This is a genomic window from Sinisalibacter aestuarii (genome assembly GCF_027923545.1).
In the GTDB taxonomy this organism is placed as follows: domain Bacteria; phylum Pseudomonadota; class Alphaproteobacteria; order Rhodobacterales; family Rhodobacteraceae; genus Sinisalibacter; species Sinisalibacter aestuarii.
Genome location: NZ_BROH01000007.1, coordinates 42283 through 57860, shown reverse-complemented (window position 1 = coordinate 57860; position 15578 = coordinate 42283). Strand labels below are relative to the sequence as shown.

13 protein-coding genes are annotated in these 15578 nt (G+C 65.8%); 11 read left to right on the top strand and 2 right to left on the bottom strand.

The annotated features are described in order from the left end of the window. The first annotated feature begins 78 nt into the window (after positions 1–78). On the top strand, positions 79–2334 hold the full coding sequence (gene ptsP, locus QMG28_RS12420; RefSeq protein WP_281842628.1) for a phosphoenolpyruvate--protein phosphotransferase: 2256 nt from the start codon (positions 79–81) through the stop codon (positions 2332–2334). A gap of 317 nt (positions 2335–2651) precedes the next feature. Here ptsP and QMG28_RS12415 read toward each other — a convergent pair whose 3' ends face one another. Beyond that, the gene (locus QMG28_RS12415; protein ID WP_434784440.1) at positions 2652–3146 is read right to left on the bottom strand and encodes a GNAT family N-acetyltransferase; all 495 of its coding nucleotides are present in this window, start codon (positions 3144–3146) and stop codon (positions 2652–2654) included. A gap of 154 nt (positions 3147–3300) precedes the next feature. On the opposite strand from QMG28_RS12415, the gene QMG28_RS12410 reads away from it, so the two are divergent. The 10 genes from QMG28_RS12410 to ppsA all read left to right on the top strand — a co-directional run bounded on the left by QMG28_RS12410 (position 3301) and on the right by ppsA (position 14258). Next, positions 3301–3906, top strand: coding sequence for a flavin reductase family protein (locus QMG28_RS12410; protein ID WP_281842626.1), 606 nt, complete (start codon positions 3301–3303; stop codon positions 3904–3906). A 193-nt stretch (positions 3907–4099) separates the two neighbouring features. Then, a protein-coding gene (locus tag QMG28_RS12405; RefSeq protein ID WP_281842625.1) for an IS5 family transposase occupies positions 4100–4869 on the top strand; the annotation gives its coding sequence in 2 pieces (ribosomal slippage) (positions 4100–4414 and positions 4417–4869; 768 coding nt in all). A 26-nt stretch (positions 4870–4895) separates the two neighbouring features. Then, on the top strand, positions 4896–5240 hold the full coding sequence (locus QMG28_RS12400) for a hypothetical protein (RefSeq protein ID WP_281842624.1): 345 nt from the start codon (positions 4896–4898) through the stop codon (positions 5238–5240). 172 nt (positions 5241–5412) lie between these two features. Continuing rightward, on the top strand, positions 5413–6447 hold the full coding sequence (locus QMG28_RS12395) for a glycosyltransferase family 2 protein (protein ID WP_281842623.1): 1035 nt from the start codon (positions 5413–5415) through the stop codon (positions 6445–6447). Then, positions 6444–7079, top strand: a complete 636-nt coding sequence (locus QMG28_RS12390; protein WP_281842622.1) for a sulfotransferase — start codon at positions 6444–6446, stop codon at positions 7077–7079. The genes QMG28_RS12395 and QMG28_RS12390 overlap by 4 nt, the downstream gene beginning before the upstream one ends. Further along, positions 7079–9460 (top strand): glycosyltransferase family 2 protein, encoded by a 2382-nt coding sequence (locus QMG28_RS12385; protein WP_281842621.1) that lies wholly within the window; start codon positions 7079–7081, stop codon positions 9458–9460. The genes QMG28_RS12390 and QMG28_RS12385 overlap by 1 nt, the downstream gene beginning before the upstream one ends. A gap of 55 nt (positions 9461–9515) precedes the next feature. Continuing rightward, the gene (locus tag QMG28_RS12380) at positions 9516–9650 is read left to right on the top strand and encodes a hypothetical protein (protein ID WP_281842620.1); all 135 of its coding nucleotides are present in this window, start codon (positions 9516–9518) and stop codon (positions 9648–9650) included. Position 9651: 1 nt separating this feature from the next. Then, the gene (locus tag QMG28_RS12375; protein WP_281842619.1) at positions 9652–10686 is read left to right on the top strand and encodes a glycosyltransferase family 2 protein; all 1035 of its coding nucleotides are present in this window, start codon (positions 9652–9654) and stop codon (positions 10684–10686) included. A 94-nt stretch (positions 10687–10780) separates the two neighbouring features. Next, positions 10781–11737 carry a hypothetical protein gene (locus QMG28_RS12370; protein ID WP_281842618.1) on the top strand — a complete coding sequence of 319 codons (957 nt, stop codon included), beginning with the start codon at positions 10781–10783 and terminating at the stop codon, positions 11735–11737. 118 nt (positions 11738–11855) lie between these two features. Then, on the top strand, positions 11856–14258 hold the full coding sequence (gene ppsA, locus QMG28_RS12365) for a phosphoenolpyruvate synthase (protein WP_281842617.1): 2403 nt from the start codon (positions 11856–11858) through the stop codon (positions 14256–14258). Between the two features lie 101 nt (positions 14259–14359). On the opposite strand, the gene QMG28_RS12360 is transcribed toward ppsA, so the two are convergent. After that, on the bottom strand, positions 14360–15556 hold the full coding sequence (locus tag QMG28_RS12360; RefSeq protein WP_281842784.1) for a DegT/DnrJ/EryC1/StrS family aminotransferase: 1197 nt from the start codon (positions 15554–15556) through the stop codon (positions 14360–14362). Positions 15557–15578 lie beyond the last annotated feature (22 nt).

Here is a 15578-nt window from a genome sequence, read left to right as displayed (position 1 = left end):
ACCAATGCGGGCAAACCGCTTGTTGGCAAGCGGGCTTCGGCTCCATACTCTGCCAGCACAAGAACGACAGGGACATAGGTGGATCAAGTTCAGGAAAGCGACAGCCGAAAGCTGCTCGGCCGCCTGAAGGCCGCGCTCGCCGAGGATTCGGCGGGCCAGGAGAGGCTCGACCGGATCACCGGCATCATTTCCAACTCAATGGGGGTCGAGGTCTGCTCGATCTACCTGTTCCGCGATGCCGACACGCTGGAGCTCTGCGCCACCGAGGGCCTCAACCCCGAAGCCGTGCACAAGACCCGGATGCGCATCGGCGAGGGCCTTGTCGGCAGAATCGCCCGCACCAAACAGCCGATCAATGCCGCCGATGCGCCGGCCGAACGGGGGTTTCGCTACATGCCGGAGACCGGGGAAGAATTGTATTCCTCTTTCCTCGGCGTGCCGATCCAGCGGCTTGGCGAGACGATGGGGGTGCTCGTCGTCCAGTCGAAAGAAAAGCGCGCCTTTTCCGATGACGAGGTCTACGGCATGGAAGTCGTGGCCATGGTGCTGGCGGAGATGACCGAGCTTGGCGCCTTCGTCGGCGAAGGCGCCGCGCTGGCCCCGCTGCACCGCCGGGCGGTGACCTTTCGCGGCGGGGTCGGACAGGAAGGCAGCGCGATGGGCCATGCCTGGCTGCACGAGCCGCGCGTGGTGGTGGCCAACCCGATCGCCGACGACCCGCATGACGAGATGCGCAAGCTCGACGAGGCGATCGACACGCTGCGCGTTTCGGTCGACGAACTGCTCGCCACCGCCGACAGCGCCGACAAGGACCAGATGCAGATCCTCGAAGCCTACCGGATGTTCGCCAATTCGCGCGGCTGGCGGCGGCGGATGGAGGAAGACATTTCGCGCGGCCTCTCGGCGGCGGCGGCGGTGGAAAAGGAACAGACCGCCACCCGCGCCCGCATGGAGCGCGTGCCCGACGCCTATCTGCGCGAGCGGCTGCACGATCTCGACGATCTGTCGAACCGGCTGTTGCGCATCCTCACCGGCCAGGGCCACGAGACCGGCGCCGAAATGCCGGACGATCCGATCCTGGTGGCCTCCAATATCGGGCCGGGAGAATTGCTCGAATACGGGCGGCGCAGGCTCAAGGCCATTGTGCTGGAAGAGGGCTCGGTGGCCTCGCATGCCGCCATCGTCGCGCGCGCCTGGGCGATCCCGCTGATCGTCCATGCCGGGCCGATCACCTCCGAGGCGCTGAACGGCGACCTGATCCTGGTCGACGGCGAACACGGCATCGTGCATCTGCGCCCCGAAGACCCGGTGGTTGACTCTTTCCGCGACAAGATCGCCATGGAAGCGGCGCAGCAGGAGCGCTATGTGAGCCTGCGCGACAAGCCCGCCGAAAGCCCCGACGGGGTGCGCGTGCGGCTGACGATGAATGCCGGGCTGATGGCCGATCTGCCCAGCCTGGAAAGCTCGGGCGCGGAGGGGGTTGGCCTGTTCCGCACCGAGCTGCAATTTCTCACCCAATCGAAAGTGCCGCGCCGGGGCGAACTGGCGCAGATGTATTCCAAGGTGCTCGACCGCGCCGGCGAGACCGAGGTGGTCTTCCGCACGCTCGACATCGGCTCCGACAAGGTGCTGCCCTATATGAAGGCGCAGGACGAGCCGAACCCGGCGCTCGGCTGGCGGGCGATCCGGGTGGGGCTCGACAAGCCGGGCGTGATGCGGATGCAGATCCAGGCGCTGATCCGCGCGGCGGCGGGGCGGCGGCTTTCAGTGATGTTCCCGTTCATCGCGCAGTTGCAGGAGTTTCGCGAGGCGCGCGAATTGCTGTTTCGCGAGGTCGAGCGCGAGCGGCGCATGGGGCATGTCCTGCCGGGCGAGATCAAGGTGGGCGCGATGCTGGAGACGCCCTCTCTGGCCTTCGCCCCGGCAACGTTTTTCGACGAGGCCGATTTCGTCTCCATCGGCGGCAATGACCTCAAGCAGTTCTTCTATGCCGCCGACCGCGAAAACGAGCGCGTGCGCCGGCGCTATGACACGCTCAACGTGTCCTTCCTCAACATGATCGAGATGATCGTGCGCCGCTGCAACGAAGCGGGCACGCCGCTGAGCTTCTGCGGCGAGGATGCCGGCCGGCCGATCGAGGCGGTCACGTTCGCGGCGCTGGGTATGCGCACATTGTCGATGCGGCCCGCGTCCATCGGACCGGTTAAGCATCTGATCCGGCGCACGGATCTGGGTGCGCTGCGCAAGGTGATCGACGAGGCCCGCACCTCGGGCGCGCAATCGGTGCGCCCCGCGGTCGTCGAACATCTCTACCGCCCGGCCGGACAGGCTTGATTTTGGTCAACGGCACAGTTTCGCTGGCCTGCTATCTTTGCGACAGCAACAATTTGCGTCCTTGTTAACCTTGCATTAACCTGAACCAAACAACCTCTGCGGGCAGTATGGTTGGAGGTGCTAATGATTGTGGTCTTTATTACGGCAGGTATTGTCACCGGACTCATCGCGGCGGTGGCCGCGGTGATGAGCGGGGCCGGGTTCATCGGCGCCCTCGTGGCCTATATGGCGTTCTCGATCCTCGCCTTTCTGGCTGCCGCCATCGTCGCCGCGCTCCTGCCGGAGCGGCGCGGGGCGCATGACGCGCCCGAACCGCGCTATCGCACCGGCGCGGCGCGGGTCACGTCGCCCGCAACCCCTGTCCAGGCGTCCGGCACCAATGCGAGGCCGAGCACACGGTCGGGGTTGGTCGGCGGCGGCATCGTCACGTCGGGCAAGACCTCGAAGCCGAAGCGCGCGTAATAGGGCCGGTCGCCCACCAGCATCACCCGCTTCCACCCCTGTTCCGCGGCCAGCGCCAGGCTGTGCTGGATCAGCAAGCCGCCAAGCCCCTCGCCCTGCCGCGTCGGATGCACTGCCACCGGCCCAAGCAGCAGCACACGGTGCCCGCCCACCAGCACCGGCCAGAAGCGGATCGCGCCGGCGAGGATGCCCTCGGCGTCGCGCGCGGTGAGCGACAGGCCCTCCACCGGGTCTATCCCGTCGCGCAGCCGATAGGACGAAAGCGCCTCGCGGCCCGGCGCGAAGCAGAGGTCGTAGAGCGCCTCGACCTCCCACCAATCCGCCGGTTTTTCTTCCCTCAGCGTGAACACCCGGGGCATCCCTTCATTGCCGTGGCCCCGCCCCTAACATGCCGCCCCCGGCAATTCCAGCGCAAGGCAGGGGCACCGGGAAAGATGATAGAAGGCACCTTCATGTTTGCGCTAAATGCGGGTATCAGCGGGGAAAACAACAAAAGGACCACCGATGTTCTACCGCCCGCAAGACGGCCATGGCCTGCCGCACAACCCGTTCAACGCGATCATCGCACCCCGGCCGATCGGCTGGATCTCCACCCGCAGCTCGGACGGGACCGACAACCTCGCGCCCTATTCCTTTTTCAACGGCGCCGCCAGCGAGCCGCCGCAGGTGATGTTTGCCACCACCGGCGAGAAGGCCGACCGGCTGCGCGGCAAGGACACGCTGGGCAATATCGAGCAGACCGGCGTGTTTTGCGTCAACGTGGTCGAAGAAGAGGGAATGAACGAAATGAACGCCTCCTCCGCCGCCCTGCCCGCCGGCACCGACGAATTCGCCGCCGCCAGGGTCACCAAGGCCGCCTGCACGCAAATCGCCTGCTCGCGCGTGGCGCTGGCGCCGGCGGCGCTCGAATGCCGGCTGACCCAGGTGGTGAAGCTGAAGGGAGAGACCAATTACGTGGTCTTCGGCGAGGTTGTCGGCGTGCATCTGCGCGACGATTGCCTGGTGAACGGCAAGTTCGATGTCAGCCGCTTCGGCCTCGTCGCCCGTCTCGGCTATCGCGACTACGCGGTGATCCGCGATACGTTCGAGCTGCAACGGCCGGGGGATTGAGCCGGAGAGGCCAATGCCGCCGGCCATCCGCGCCACAACAATCCCGCGCAATACACTGGTAAATCTCGGTTTTCCGGCGCGAAACAGATTCTACGATTCTAGAATCCTAGTGTACTAGGCCGTGGACCCATAAACCTGCTTCCCTTCGCGTGCGTGCGGTGATTCACTGGTCCTGCCGACCGGGAGGACAGCCATGCGCCGACGTTACGATCTCACCGAGCACGAATGGTCGATCATTCAGCCGCTTCTGCCGCAGAAGTCGCGCGGGGTGCCGCGGGTCGACGATCGGCGGGTGATCAACGGGATCCTCTATCGCTTCCGGACGGGGGTGGCCTGGGCGGATATTCCGGAGCGCTATGGGCCGCACAAGACCTGCTACAACCGCTTCGTGCGGTGGCAGAGGGCGGGGCATTGGCAGGCCATTCTCGATGCGGTCACAGAGACTTACGGCGAGCTGATCATGATCGACTCGACGATGATGCGGGTTCATCAGCACGGCGCCACGGCCGCAAAAAGGGGGGCGTCGATCATGGCGTGGGACGTTCCCGGGGCGGGCTGACGACCAGGCTGCATGCGCTCGTCGACGGCTGCGGGCGACCGGTCGCTCTCAAGCTCACGCCAGGACAGGTTCACGACAGCAAGGTCGCGGGGGATATGCTCGCGCAGCTCGTGCCGGGGCAGATCCTCATGGCCGACAAGGCCTATGACTCGAACGCCATCCTCGCCACGATCCGCGCCCGCGGCGCGACCCCGAACATCCCCGCCAAGGCGCCCCGAAAACTGCCGCACGCCAACGACCGCGCCCTCTACCGGCGGCGCAATATCATCGAGAGGTTCTTCAACAAACTGAAGCAATACAGGGGCCTGGCCACCCGCTACGACAAACACGCCGAGACCTTCATGGCCGGCGTCACTCTGGCCGCCATCCGCATCGCAATACGGGCTAATGAGTCTACGGCCTAGAATCCTGATGCCACGGAGCCAAAGCCATGCGCGAAACATCGGACCAAGATTTCCCCGAGGGTTGGGGCGGGTTGACCCCTGAGCAGGCGGCGCTGTTCACCGCTCAGCTCAGGGCCGAACTCGGGCGCGATCACCCGTTTCGCCGCTTCTTCGCAACCGGAGCGATCCGCGCCATTGGCGCCGCCGATGGCAGCGACGACGTGGTCTTCGCCATCGCGGGATGGGACGCACCGTATTTCGCCAGCCACCTCACCTGGGCCGCCGCCGATACCCGCCCCGCATTGCTGCGCCGGCTCCGGCCACGGCCGCGCCCCGTTCCCGGCATCACCCCGCTTCACAGCCTCGCCGCGCTGCACGGCGCCGTGTTCTGACGCCCACGCCGCGCCTGTTTCGTTTTGGAAAAGATTGATTTTCTTTGCGCATTTTGCGACAGACTATTCCAGTAACCCGGCGTCAGACCGGGCAACAGGTGCAGTTCAGCGGTAAGACCGATACAGGCGGTATGACATATCACTCCATCTCCCGCCCGCCGGAGGCGGCACCATGCGTGTAACCGCCGTCACCTGCGTGAAGAACGAAGGCCCGTTCCTGATCGAATGGATCGCCTTCAACCGCGTCATCGGCGTGACGGATTTTCTTTTTTATTCAAACGACTGCACCGACGCGACCGACAGGCTGCTGGATCGTCTCGCGGCGCTCGGGCTGGTCGTGCATCTGCCCAACCCGGCCAAGGGGCGCAATTACCAGATGGAGGCGCTGAAGGACGCCAAGCGCCAACCCATCCTGCGCGCGGCGGATTGGGTCTGGATCGCGGATGTGGACGAATTTCTCAACATCCATGTCGGCGAAGGCACGATCCCCGAGCTGGTCGAGGCCACCGGCAATCCGCATGCGATCAGCCTCAACTTCCAGTTCTTCGCCAATGACGGGATCGAGGCTTATGAAGACAAGCCGGTGATTGCCCAATTCACCCGCTCGCATAACCCGGACATCTGGTGTGCCGAAACGGCGCAGGAGGTCAAAACCCTGATCCGAAAGGATTTTCCGGTGAAATATTACGGCGCGCACCGGCCCTTCATGAAGGAGGGGCTGACGCGCGGCGAGCGCCCGGTATGGAAAGACGGATCGGGGCGCGACGTGCCGTGGAAGTTTCGCGCGGCAGCCAACAAGCGGCGCATCCGCAAGTTTCCCGCCAAGGGCGCGCGCGATCTTGCCACGCTCAACCATTACGCCCTGCGCTCGCTCGACAGCTATCTGGTGAAGAACGACCGGGGCGATGTGAACCGCGAGAACCGAGATTTCGACGATACCTATTGGCGCGAGCGTAACGATCCGGCCTGGCAGGATCTGTCGATCCAGCGCTATCTGCCCCGGCTGCGGGCAGAGATGGCGGCGCTGATGGCCGACGAAGAGGTCGCCGCGCTGCATGCCGAGGCCGTCGCCGCCCACCGCGCCACCCGCGACCGGCTGATGCAGGATCCGGGCTATGTGGCGCTGGCCGCCCGGCTGCGCGCCCTGCCCACGCAGAGCCCGGCCGAACTGGCCCTGCGCGACCTCATCGGCGAGGGCGCGGCATGATCCCGGACGGGCTCAGGGTGATCAATCTCGGTCTGCCGAAATCGGGCACCACCACGCTTGGCAAGGCGCTGGACAAGGCCGGGTTCCGCGTGGCCGATTACCGGCTGCGCCAGCGCAAGGATAACCGCCGCGGCTTCGTCGGCCTCGCGCTCTATCGCGGCTATTACGAAACCGGCGATCCGCTGCATTTTCTCTCCGACTACGATGCGCTGAGCGAAATCAATGTGCTGCGCAAGAAGCGCAATGCCTGGCCGCAGACCGATTGGGGGCTGATCGAGGCGATCCGCATGCTGCACCCGGGCGCGCGGTTTCTGCTCTCGTCGCGCCCGCCCGAGGACCATGCCGCCTCCATGCGCCGCTGGTCCGATCTTGGCACCGGGCGGATGCCGAACAGCTCGATCCCCGGCCTGCCGATGGGCTTCGGGGCCAAGCCCGGCGAGCTTGAACGCTGGATCGAGGGCCACACCGCCTTTTGCCGCCATGTCTTTGCCGGGGCGGAGGATTTTCTGGAATACGACGTTGCCGATCCGAAAGCGCGGGCAAAGCTCGCGGGCTTTCTCGGCGTCGATCTGCCGTGGTGGGGCAAGGCCAATGCCAACCCGGCATCAGGCGGGGAGACGAGCGAAAGCTGATGCGGATCATTGTGCATATCGGTTTGCCGTGGTGCGGCGCAGACGAACTTCAGGCGGTGCTGGACGACAAGCGCGCCCGGCTTCTGGAGCAGGGCGTGCTCTATTCCGGCGCGCTCGGGCGCAGGAACCACACCCGGCTTTACATGGCGGTGACGGATCCGGGCCATGTCGATCCGCTGCGCTTTGCCCGTGGCTTTGCCCGCGATGCGGCGCAGGCCCGGCTCCAGCGCATGGTGGCGCAGGACATCGCCGCCGAGATCGAAAAGCACGGCCCCGAGCTTTACGTGGTTTCCGCCCACCAGCTTGTCACGCTGCCCAACCGCAGCGAGCTGGAGCGGCTGCGCGATCTGCTCGCGCCGCATTCCGACGATATCACCGTGCTCGCCCATCTCGACGAACAGGCCCGCGTGCTGCTGCGCCATTATGCGCAAGCCGTCGCCGAGGGCCGCACCGCGCCCTTGGAGCGCGAGATCGCGATGGCCACGGCCCCCGACTGGCGCAAGGCGGCGCTGGCGGGTTGGGCGGATATTTCGCCCGCCACTCAAGGCTTTCCCGAATTGCAGGCCGCCCCACACTGGCTTGACTATGCCCGCCTTGTCGAGCGCTGGGAGGCGGTGTTCGGCGCCGGCAAGGTGGTGCTGCGCGGCTATGATCCGGAGCGCATCCACTCGCCCGCCATCACCGACGAAATCCGCGAGATGCTGGGGATCGGGGGCAATATCGGCCAGGCCGAGGCCCCCACCCTGCCCGAGCCACACCCCGCCGCCACGCTGGCGCGCTGGCGGCAGACCAACGACGTGTTCGTCAAGCTGCTCGCCACCGGCCGGGTGATCCCGCGCCAGCTTTGGCGCAAACTGCTCTCCGAGATCAGCCTGCCCGGCGATCCGATCGGGCCGGGCAGCCTTTCGGCCCTGTCCAAACGGTTCGAGGCGGGCAACAGAGCGCTCATCAAGGCGCATCCCGGCCTGAGCGACGCAGCGCTCAAGCGCGACCGCGCCAAGGGCACCTGGCACGAGGCCGATCCGGGCTTTGGCTTCCGCGCCACGCAATACGCCGCCGCCTTCCTGCCCCGCATCGACCAGGCCACCGAAGAGGCGCGCAAGGCCGCCCGCGAGGCCGCGCCCGCAAAAACCGAAGCGGAAAAGGCCGGAGCCGCCAGGCCGGAGAAACAGGGCAAGGCGCCCGCCGCGACCGGCCTCACCCCGATGGCGGAAAAGCTGCTCTCGGACCGGGCGAAGGAAAACTTCCACCACCTGCGCGGCGGCCGCTTCGCGCCGCATAACAAGATCGGGCGGGTGAACGAGGAAGAGTTGGCCGCGCCCTTCACCGAACCCGCCCCGCGCGCGCTGCCCACCGGCAAGACCGGCAACGTGATCGTCGGCTGCATGAAGAACGAGGCGCCCTATATCCTCGAATGGATCGCCTATCACCGGATGATCGGGATCGACAATTTCCTGATCTACACCAACGATTGCACCGACGGCACCCATGAGATGCTGGACCGTCTGCAGGATCTCGGCATCGTCCAGCACCGCTACAACAACGACTGGAAGGGCAAATCACCCCAGCAGCACGCGCTGAACAAGGCGCTGAAAGAAGACCTGATCGAAAATGCCGACTGGGTGATCCATATCGACGTGGACGAGTTCATCAACGTGCGGGTGGGCAACGGGCTGCTCACCGATTTCCTCGACCGCGTGCCCGACGCCACCAATGTGGCGATGACCTGGCGGCTCTTCGGCCATAACGGCGTGGAAACCTATGAAGACCGGCTGGTGATCGAGCAATTCAGCTCCGCCGCGCCCAAATACTGCCCCAAGCCCCATACCACCTGGGGCTTCAAGACGATGACGAAAAACACCGGCGCCTATGCCAAGCTGTCGTGCCACCGGCCCAACCAGTTGCGCGACAGCCATGAACAGGCGGTCAAATGGGTCAACGGATCGGGTCAGGAGATGACGGCCAATTATCACAAGAAGGGCTGGCGCTCGGACCTCAAGACCATCGGCTACGACATGATCCAGCTCAACCATTACGCCCTGCGCTCGGCCGAGAGCTTCCTCGTCAAGCGCCAGCGCGGGCGGGCGCTGCATGTCGACCGGTCGATCGGGTTGAATTACTGGATCCGCATGGATTGGGGCGGCAACAGGGACGTGACGATCCAGCGCAACATTCCGCGCCTGCGCGCCGAGATGGCGCGGCTGCTGCAGGACGAGGAATTGCGGCGGCTGCATGACGAGGGCGTGGCCTGGCACAAGGCCAAGGCCGCCGAGTTGCACGGCACGCCGGAATTCGAGGATCTGTATCAACAGGCGATCAACACCGATCTGACCGAAATGGAGCGCGTGGCCTTCTCGCTTGCGCTCGATATGGAAAGCTGAGCGCATGGCCGCGCGGGGCAAGGCAGCACGGGGCAAGCGCGCCGGAGGGCCGGAGATGATCCGCTCGCGCGGCATCCGGTTCGGCCAGGCCGGCGGGCAGGCGGTGTTCGGCGCCTTCCACGATGCGGGGCCGAGCTGTTTTCCGAACATCTCGGACAAGACGGTCGTGACCTTCCGGAAAGGCTGGTGAGATGCAGGCCACCGCCGTTCTGACCGTGCGCAACGAGGCCACCTTTCTGCTCGAATGGCTGGCCCATCACAAGGGCATCGGCTTCACCGATTTCCTCGTGCTTTCAAATGATTGCGACGATGGCACCGCCGCCATGCTCGACCGTCTCGACGCGATGGGCGAAATCGCCCACCTGCCCAATCCCGGCCCGCATAAGGGCGGCGCGCAATTCACCGCGATGAAGCGGGCCGATGCCCACCCGCTGGTGCGCGGGGCCGATTGGCTGATGACGCTGGATGTGGACGAATTCGTCAATATCCATGTGGGCGATCACACCCTGTCGGCGCTGCGTGCCGCGCTGCCCGAGGCGGATGCGATTACCCTCACCTGGCGGGTGTTCGGCAATTGCGGGGTGCGCGACTATGTCGATACGCCGGTGACCGAGCGCTTCACCCGCGCCGCGCCCGAGGTGATGATCTGGCCCTGGCGGGTGTTCATGTTCAAGACGCTCTACCGAAATTCGGGTGCCTACCGCAAACTCGGCGTCCACCGCCCGCGCAGCCCCACCGAGGCGGCGGACAGCGCCCGCTGGTTCGACGGCGAGGGCCGCGACTTGCCTGCGCGCTTTCGCAAGCAGGGCATATTTTCACCGTTCGGGCGGCCCAATTACCGGCTCGCCCAGATCAACCATTACCCGCTCGGCGCGATGGAGAGCTACATCGTCAAACGCGACCGGGGCCGCGCCGTGCATGAGGGCGACACGCTGGGGCTCGATTACTGGACCGAGCGCAACTGGTGCCAGGAGGAAGACCTGTCGATCCGCCAGAGCGCCGGGCTTGCGGCCCCGCACCTCGCCCGGCTCAGGGCCGACGCCGGGCTTGCCCGCCTGCACAGCGAGGCCGTGACCTGGCGCAAGGCCCGCTTTGCCGAGTTGATGCGCGACGAGGCCAACCGCGCGCTCTATGGCCGCCTTCTGCTCTCGCCCCCCGCCCGCGTGGTGCAGCCGGACGAGGCCGAGGTGCTGATGCGCCACGCCCGCGGCGGCCAGACCAGCTGAGATCATCGCCCGCCCGTCGACATTCTGTTGACGGGGCAGCACTGGCCCCGGCCCCGCAGCCGCGATAGACTTGGCGCGATCCTGGGGCTGAGCGATGAAAGACACGAGTGATTTCCTGTTGGAACTGGCCGAGGCGGGCGACCTTGGCAGCTGGCGCATCGCGCTGGAAGATATCGCCGAAGAACGCGGCTATTACGACGCGCTCGGTGCGGAGCATGCCGCGCTGTTCGCCGAGGGCGGCGAGGTGCTGCTTGTCTCCTTCGAGGAGGAAGCCGCCGCGCGGGCCCGCGCAAACCACGCACCGCTGGGCTGGACGCTGGCGCAGGCGCGCGGCTGGTCGAGCCTGGTCTTGCTCTCGCGCGGGCAAACATGGTTTCGCGATCCGCATGTCTACGCCTATTTCGACCGGCTGGTGGATGACGGGTTTTTCGACGAATTCACCAGCGTGATCTTTCTCGGCGCCGGCGATGGCGGTTATGCCGCCGCCGCCTTTTCGGTGGCCGCGCCCGGCGCCACGCTGATCGCCCTCGCCCCGCAGGCCACGCTGAGCCCCGAACGGGCCGGGTGGGACAAACGCTTTCCCGAGGCGCGGCGGCTCGATTTCACCTCGCGCTACGGCTATGCGGCGGCGATGGCCGAGGCCGCGCTGCACGCCTTCGTGATCCACGACCCCGCGATTGCCGAAGACGCGATGCATGCCCAGCTTTTCGAAAGCCGCGGCATCCAACCCGTCCGCGCCCGCCATTTCGGCGCCAGTCTCGCAGCCGTGCTGGAACAGACCGGCGCGCTCGGCGCGATGCTGGACGCCGCCGCCGCCGGCAGGCTCGACAGCGCCGCGATCTACCGCGCGCTGCGCGCCCGGCGCGACTCGGTCGCCTGGCTGCGCAACCTGCTCGCCGATGTGAGCGCCGGCGGCGATCCGCACAAGGTGGTGCGGCTTTGCCGTCACGTGATCGACAGCCATGGCGGCACCCGCCCCTTCCCCAAGGCTCTGAGCCGGGCACGGCGCGACATTTCCAGGGCCGCCGCGCAGGACAAGACCGACACCTGATCGTGACCGTTCGGTACACAATCGTGCACGGCGTTTGCGCTATCATTGACCCGTGTCAAAGATAGCCGCGCCGAACTCGGCTAGGTACGAGACAACTTTCGGAGAAAGGACTCTCACCATGGCCAAAGACACCGCTGACATGCGCCACCTCATCTGGTTCGAGGATCTGCGGCGCGAAGACGTCGCCCTGGTGGGCGGCAAGAACTCCTCGCTCGGCGAGATGGTTTCGCAGCTTGAACCGCTGGGCATCAAGGTGCCGCCGGGATATGCCACGACCTCGGATGCCTTCCGCGCCTTCATCACCCACAACGATCTGCACAACATCGTCGCCGATACGATGAAGGCGCTCGAAGAGGGCAAGATCAAGCTGGCCGAAGCCGGGCGCACGGTGCGTGAGGCCATCGCGCGGGGCGACTTCCCGGAAGATGCGCGCAAGGCCATCGTCGAGGCGTATTATGAGCTTGGCCGCCGCGTGGGCCAGGACAACGTGTCGGTCGCCGTGCGCTCCTCGGCCACCGCCGAAGACCTGCCCGACGCTTCCTTTGCCGGGCAGCAGGAAACCTACCTCAACGTGGTGGGCGAGAAGCAACTGCTTGAAACCTGCCGGCTCTGCTATGCTTCGCTGTTCACCGACCGGGCGATCACCTACCGCACGGTGCAGGGCTTCGACCACCTCGACGTGGCGCTCTCCATCGGCGTGCAGCTTATGGTGCGCTCCGATATCGGCGGTTCGGGCGTGATGTTTTCGATCGACACCGAGACGGGCTTTCCGAAGTCGATCCTGATCAACGCCGCCTGGGGGCTTGGCGAAAACGTGGTGCAGGGCGCGGTGACGCCGGATGAATATCAGGTGTACAAACCCTTCCTCGACAATCCCAAGCTGATGCCGATCATCGAGAAGAAGCTCGGCGCCAAAGAGATCAAGATGATCTACTCCGAAAACGACGACGACATGACGAAGAACGTGCCGACGTCGAAGAAGGAAAAGGAAAGCTGGGTGCTGTCGGACGAAGAGATCGTCGAGCTGGCCCGCTACGCCAAGACCATCGAAGAGCATTATGGCCAGCCGATGGACATGGAATGGGCGCGCGATGGCGTGAACGGCGGCATCTATATCGTTCAGGCCCGGCCCGAAACGGTGCAAAGCCGCGCCCAGGCCGGCGCGATGAAGCGCTTCAGCGTGAAGAGCCATGGCAAGGAAATCATGCGCGGCATCTCGGTCGGCGCCGCCGTGGCGACCGGCACGATCTGCCTGATCGAAAGCGTGAAGGACATCGACAAGTTCATCGACGGCTCGATCCTCGTCACCACCCAGACCGACCCGGACTGGGTGCCGATCATGAAGAAGGCCAAGGCGATCATCACCGATGCCGGCGGGCGCACAAGCCACGCCGCCATCGTCAGCCGCGAGCTTGGCGTGCCGGCCATCGTCGGCTGCGGCGACGCCACCCATGTGCTGCACGACATGCAGGATGTGACGGTGGATTGCTCGCAGGGCGATGACGGGCTCGTCTACGAGGGCTTTGCCGATTATGCGGTCGAAGAGCTCGATCTCAGCCATGTGCCGGAGACCGAAACCAAGATCATGCTCAACCTCGCCAACCCGTCGACCTCGGCGCGCTGGTGGCGGCTGCCGGTCGATGGCGTGGGCCTCGCGCGGATGGAATTCGTGATCAACAACGCGATCATCGCCCACCCGCTCGCGCTTTTGCATTTCGACAAGGTCGAGAAGAAGAAAGACCGCGAATTCATCGAGGAGTTGACCAAGGGCTACGACGACAAATCGCAGTTCTTCGTCGATACGCTCGCGCGCGGCCTGAGCCGGATCGCGGCGCTGGTCTACCCCAACAAGGTCATCGTCCGCATGTCGGACTTCAAGACCAACGAATATGCCGAGCTGGTGGGCGGCAAGCAGTTCGAACCGAAGGAAGAAAACCCGATGATCGGCTTCCGGGGCGCCTCGCGCTACTACTCGGAAAGCTACAAGGAAGCCTTTGGCCTCGAATGCAAGGCGATCAAGCGGCTGCGCGAGGATATGGGGTTTGACAACGTCACCATCATGATCCCGTTCTGCCGCTCGCTCGACGAGGCCGACAAGGTGCTCGAAGTGCTGGGCGAATACGGCCTGGTGCGGGGCGAAGGCGGGCTTGAGATCTACGTGATGTGCGAGATCCCGGCCAACGTCATCCTCGCCGAGCAATTCGCCGACCGGTTCGACGGGTTCTCGATCGGCTCGAACGACCTCACCCAGCTCACCCTCGGCGTGGACCGCGACTCGGGCACGCTGGCCGATCTGTTCGAGGAATCGAACGAGGCGGTGGAATGGATGATCTCGACCGTGATCGAGAAAGCCCACAAGACCAACTCCTATGTCGGCCTGTGCGGGCAGGCGCCGTCGAACGATCCGACCTTCGCGAAGTTCCTCGTGCAAGCCGGGATCGACACGATCTCGGTCACGCCCGACAGCTTCCTTGCGGTGAAGGAAAACGTGGCGGAAGCCGAGAAGGCGCGCAAAGGATAAGTCCGGGGGCGCTCCGGCGCCCCTTCTCCTGGCCGGGGCTCCCTCGCCCCGGCCTTTTTTGTCCGCTGCACGGCACGTCGAAACCCCGCCCCAGCCGGCCGTCACCCCGCCTGAAACACCGCCCCCGCCTCCTCGCGGATGATCCGGGCGATGAGGGCGCAATCCTCCAGCGAAAAGGTGAGTGGCAGGCGCAGATCGAGCAGCCCCGCCAGCACCCGGTCGGTGCGCGGCATCGGCTGCGAGGGCGCATAGCGCCAGCTGTCATAACGCGAGGTAAAGCCGGAGGGTTCCGGCGCGCCGAACCATTTGAGCTCGACCCCGCGCCGCGCCGTGCGCGCCACCAGGTCGGCCACCTCGCGCCCCGCCCAGTCGAGCGCGAGGAACTGGAAGGACGACATCACGTAATCCTCCGCCTCTGGCCGCGCGATCAGCGTCAGCCCCGGCGTGCCGGTCAGCCCCGCCTCCACGGCCCGGTAACGTTCGTTCCAGCGCGCGCATTGCCGGTCGAGATCGGCAAGCTGGGGCCGCAGCACGGCGGCGCGCAGATTGTCCATCCGGCCCGACACATTGGGTGTGTCGTATTTCACCGCGTCGAACACCGCCGGGCCGGGCGCCGCACCGTGCCGCTCGTAGAGCATGTAAGAGCCTGACAGCATGACCATTTTCGCCGCCAATTCGGCATCGTCGGTGATCAGCAGCCCGCCCTCGCCGGAATTGAGATGCTTGTAGGTCTGCGTCGAATAGGCGGCGATGGCGCCGTGACGGCCCGACATCACCCCGTTCCACCGTGCCCCCATCGTATGGGCGCAATCCTCGACCACGATCAGCCCCGCCGCATTGGCGATCTGCATCAGCCGGTCCATATCCGCGATATGCCCGCGCATATGTGAGAGCAGCAGCACCCGCGCCTGCGCGGCTTTCGCCGCCAGATCGTCGAGGTCGATCACCAGATCCTCGGTCACGCCGACAAAGACCGGCACCGCCCCGAGCGAGGCGATCGCCCCCGGCACCGGCGCGAGGGTGAAGGCGTTGGTCAGCACCGTCTCGCCCGGCCCGACCCCGAGCGCGCGCAGCGCCGTGGCCAGCGCATAGCCGCCCGAGGCCACGGCCAGCGCATAGGCCGCGCCGGTATAGGCGACAAATTCAGCCTCCAGCGCCGCCGCCTCCGACACCTCGCCCGGCGCGGTGTTGTAGCGGTGCAGCCGGCCCGATTGCATGACCCGCAACGCCGCCTCGACCGAGGCCTGCGGCAGCGGCTCCTGCTGGGTGAAATTGCCTGTAAACACATCCCTCTCCATGGCGCGACCTTGCTGCGCCGCG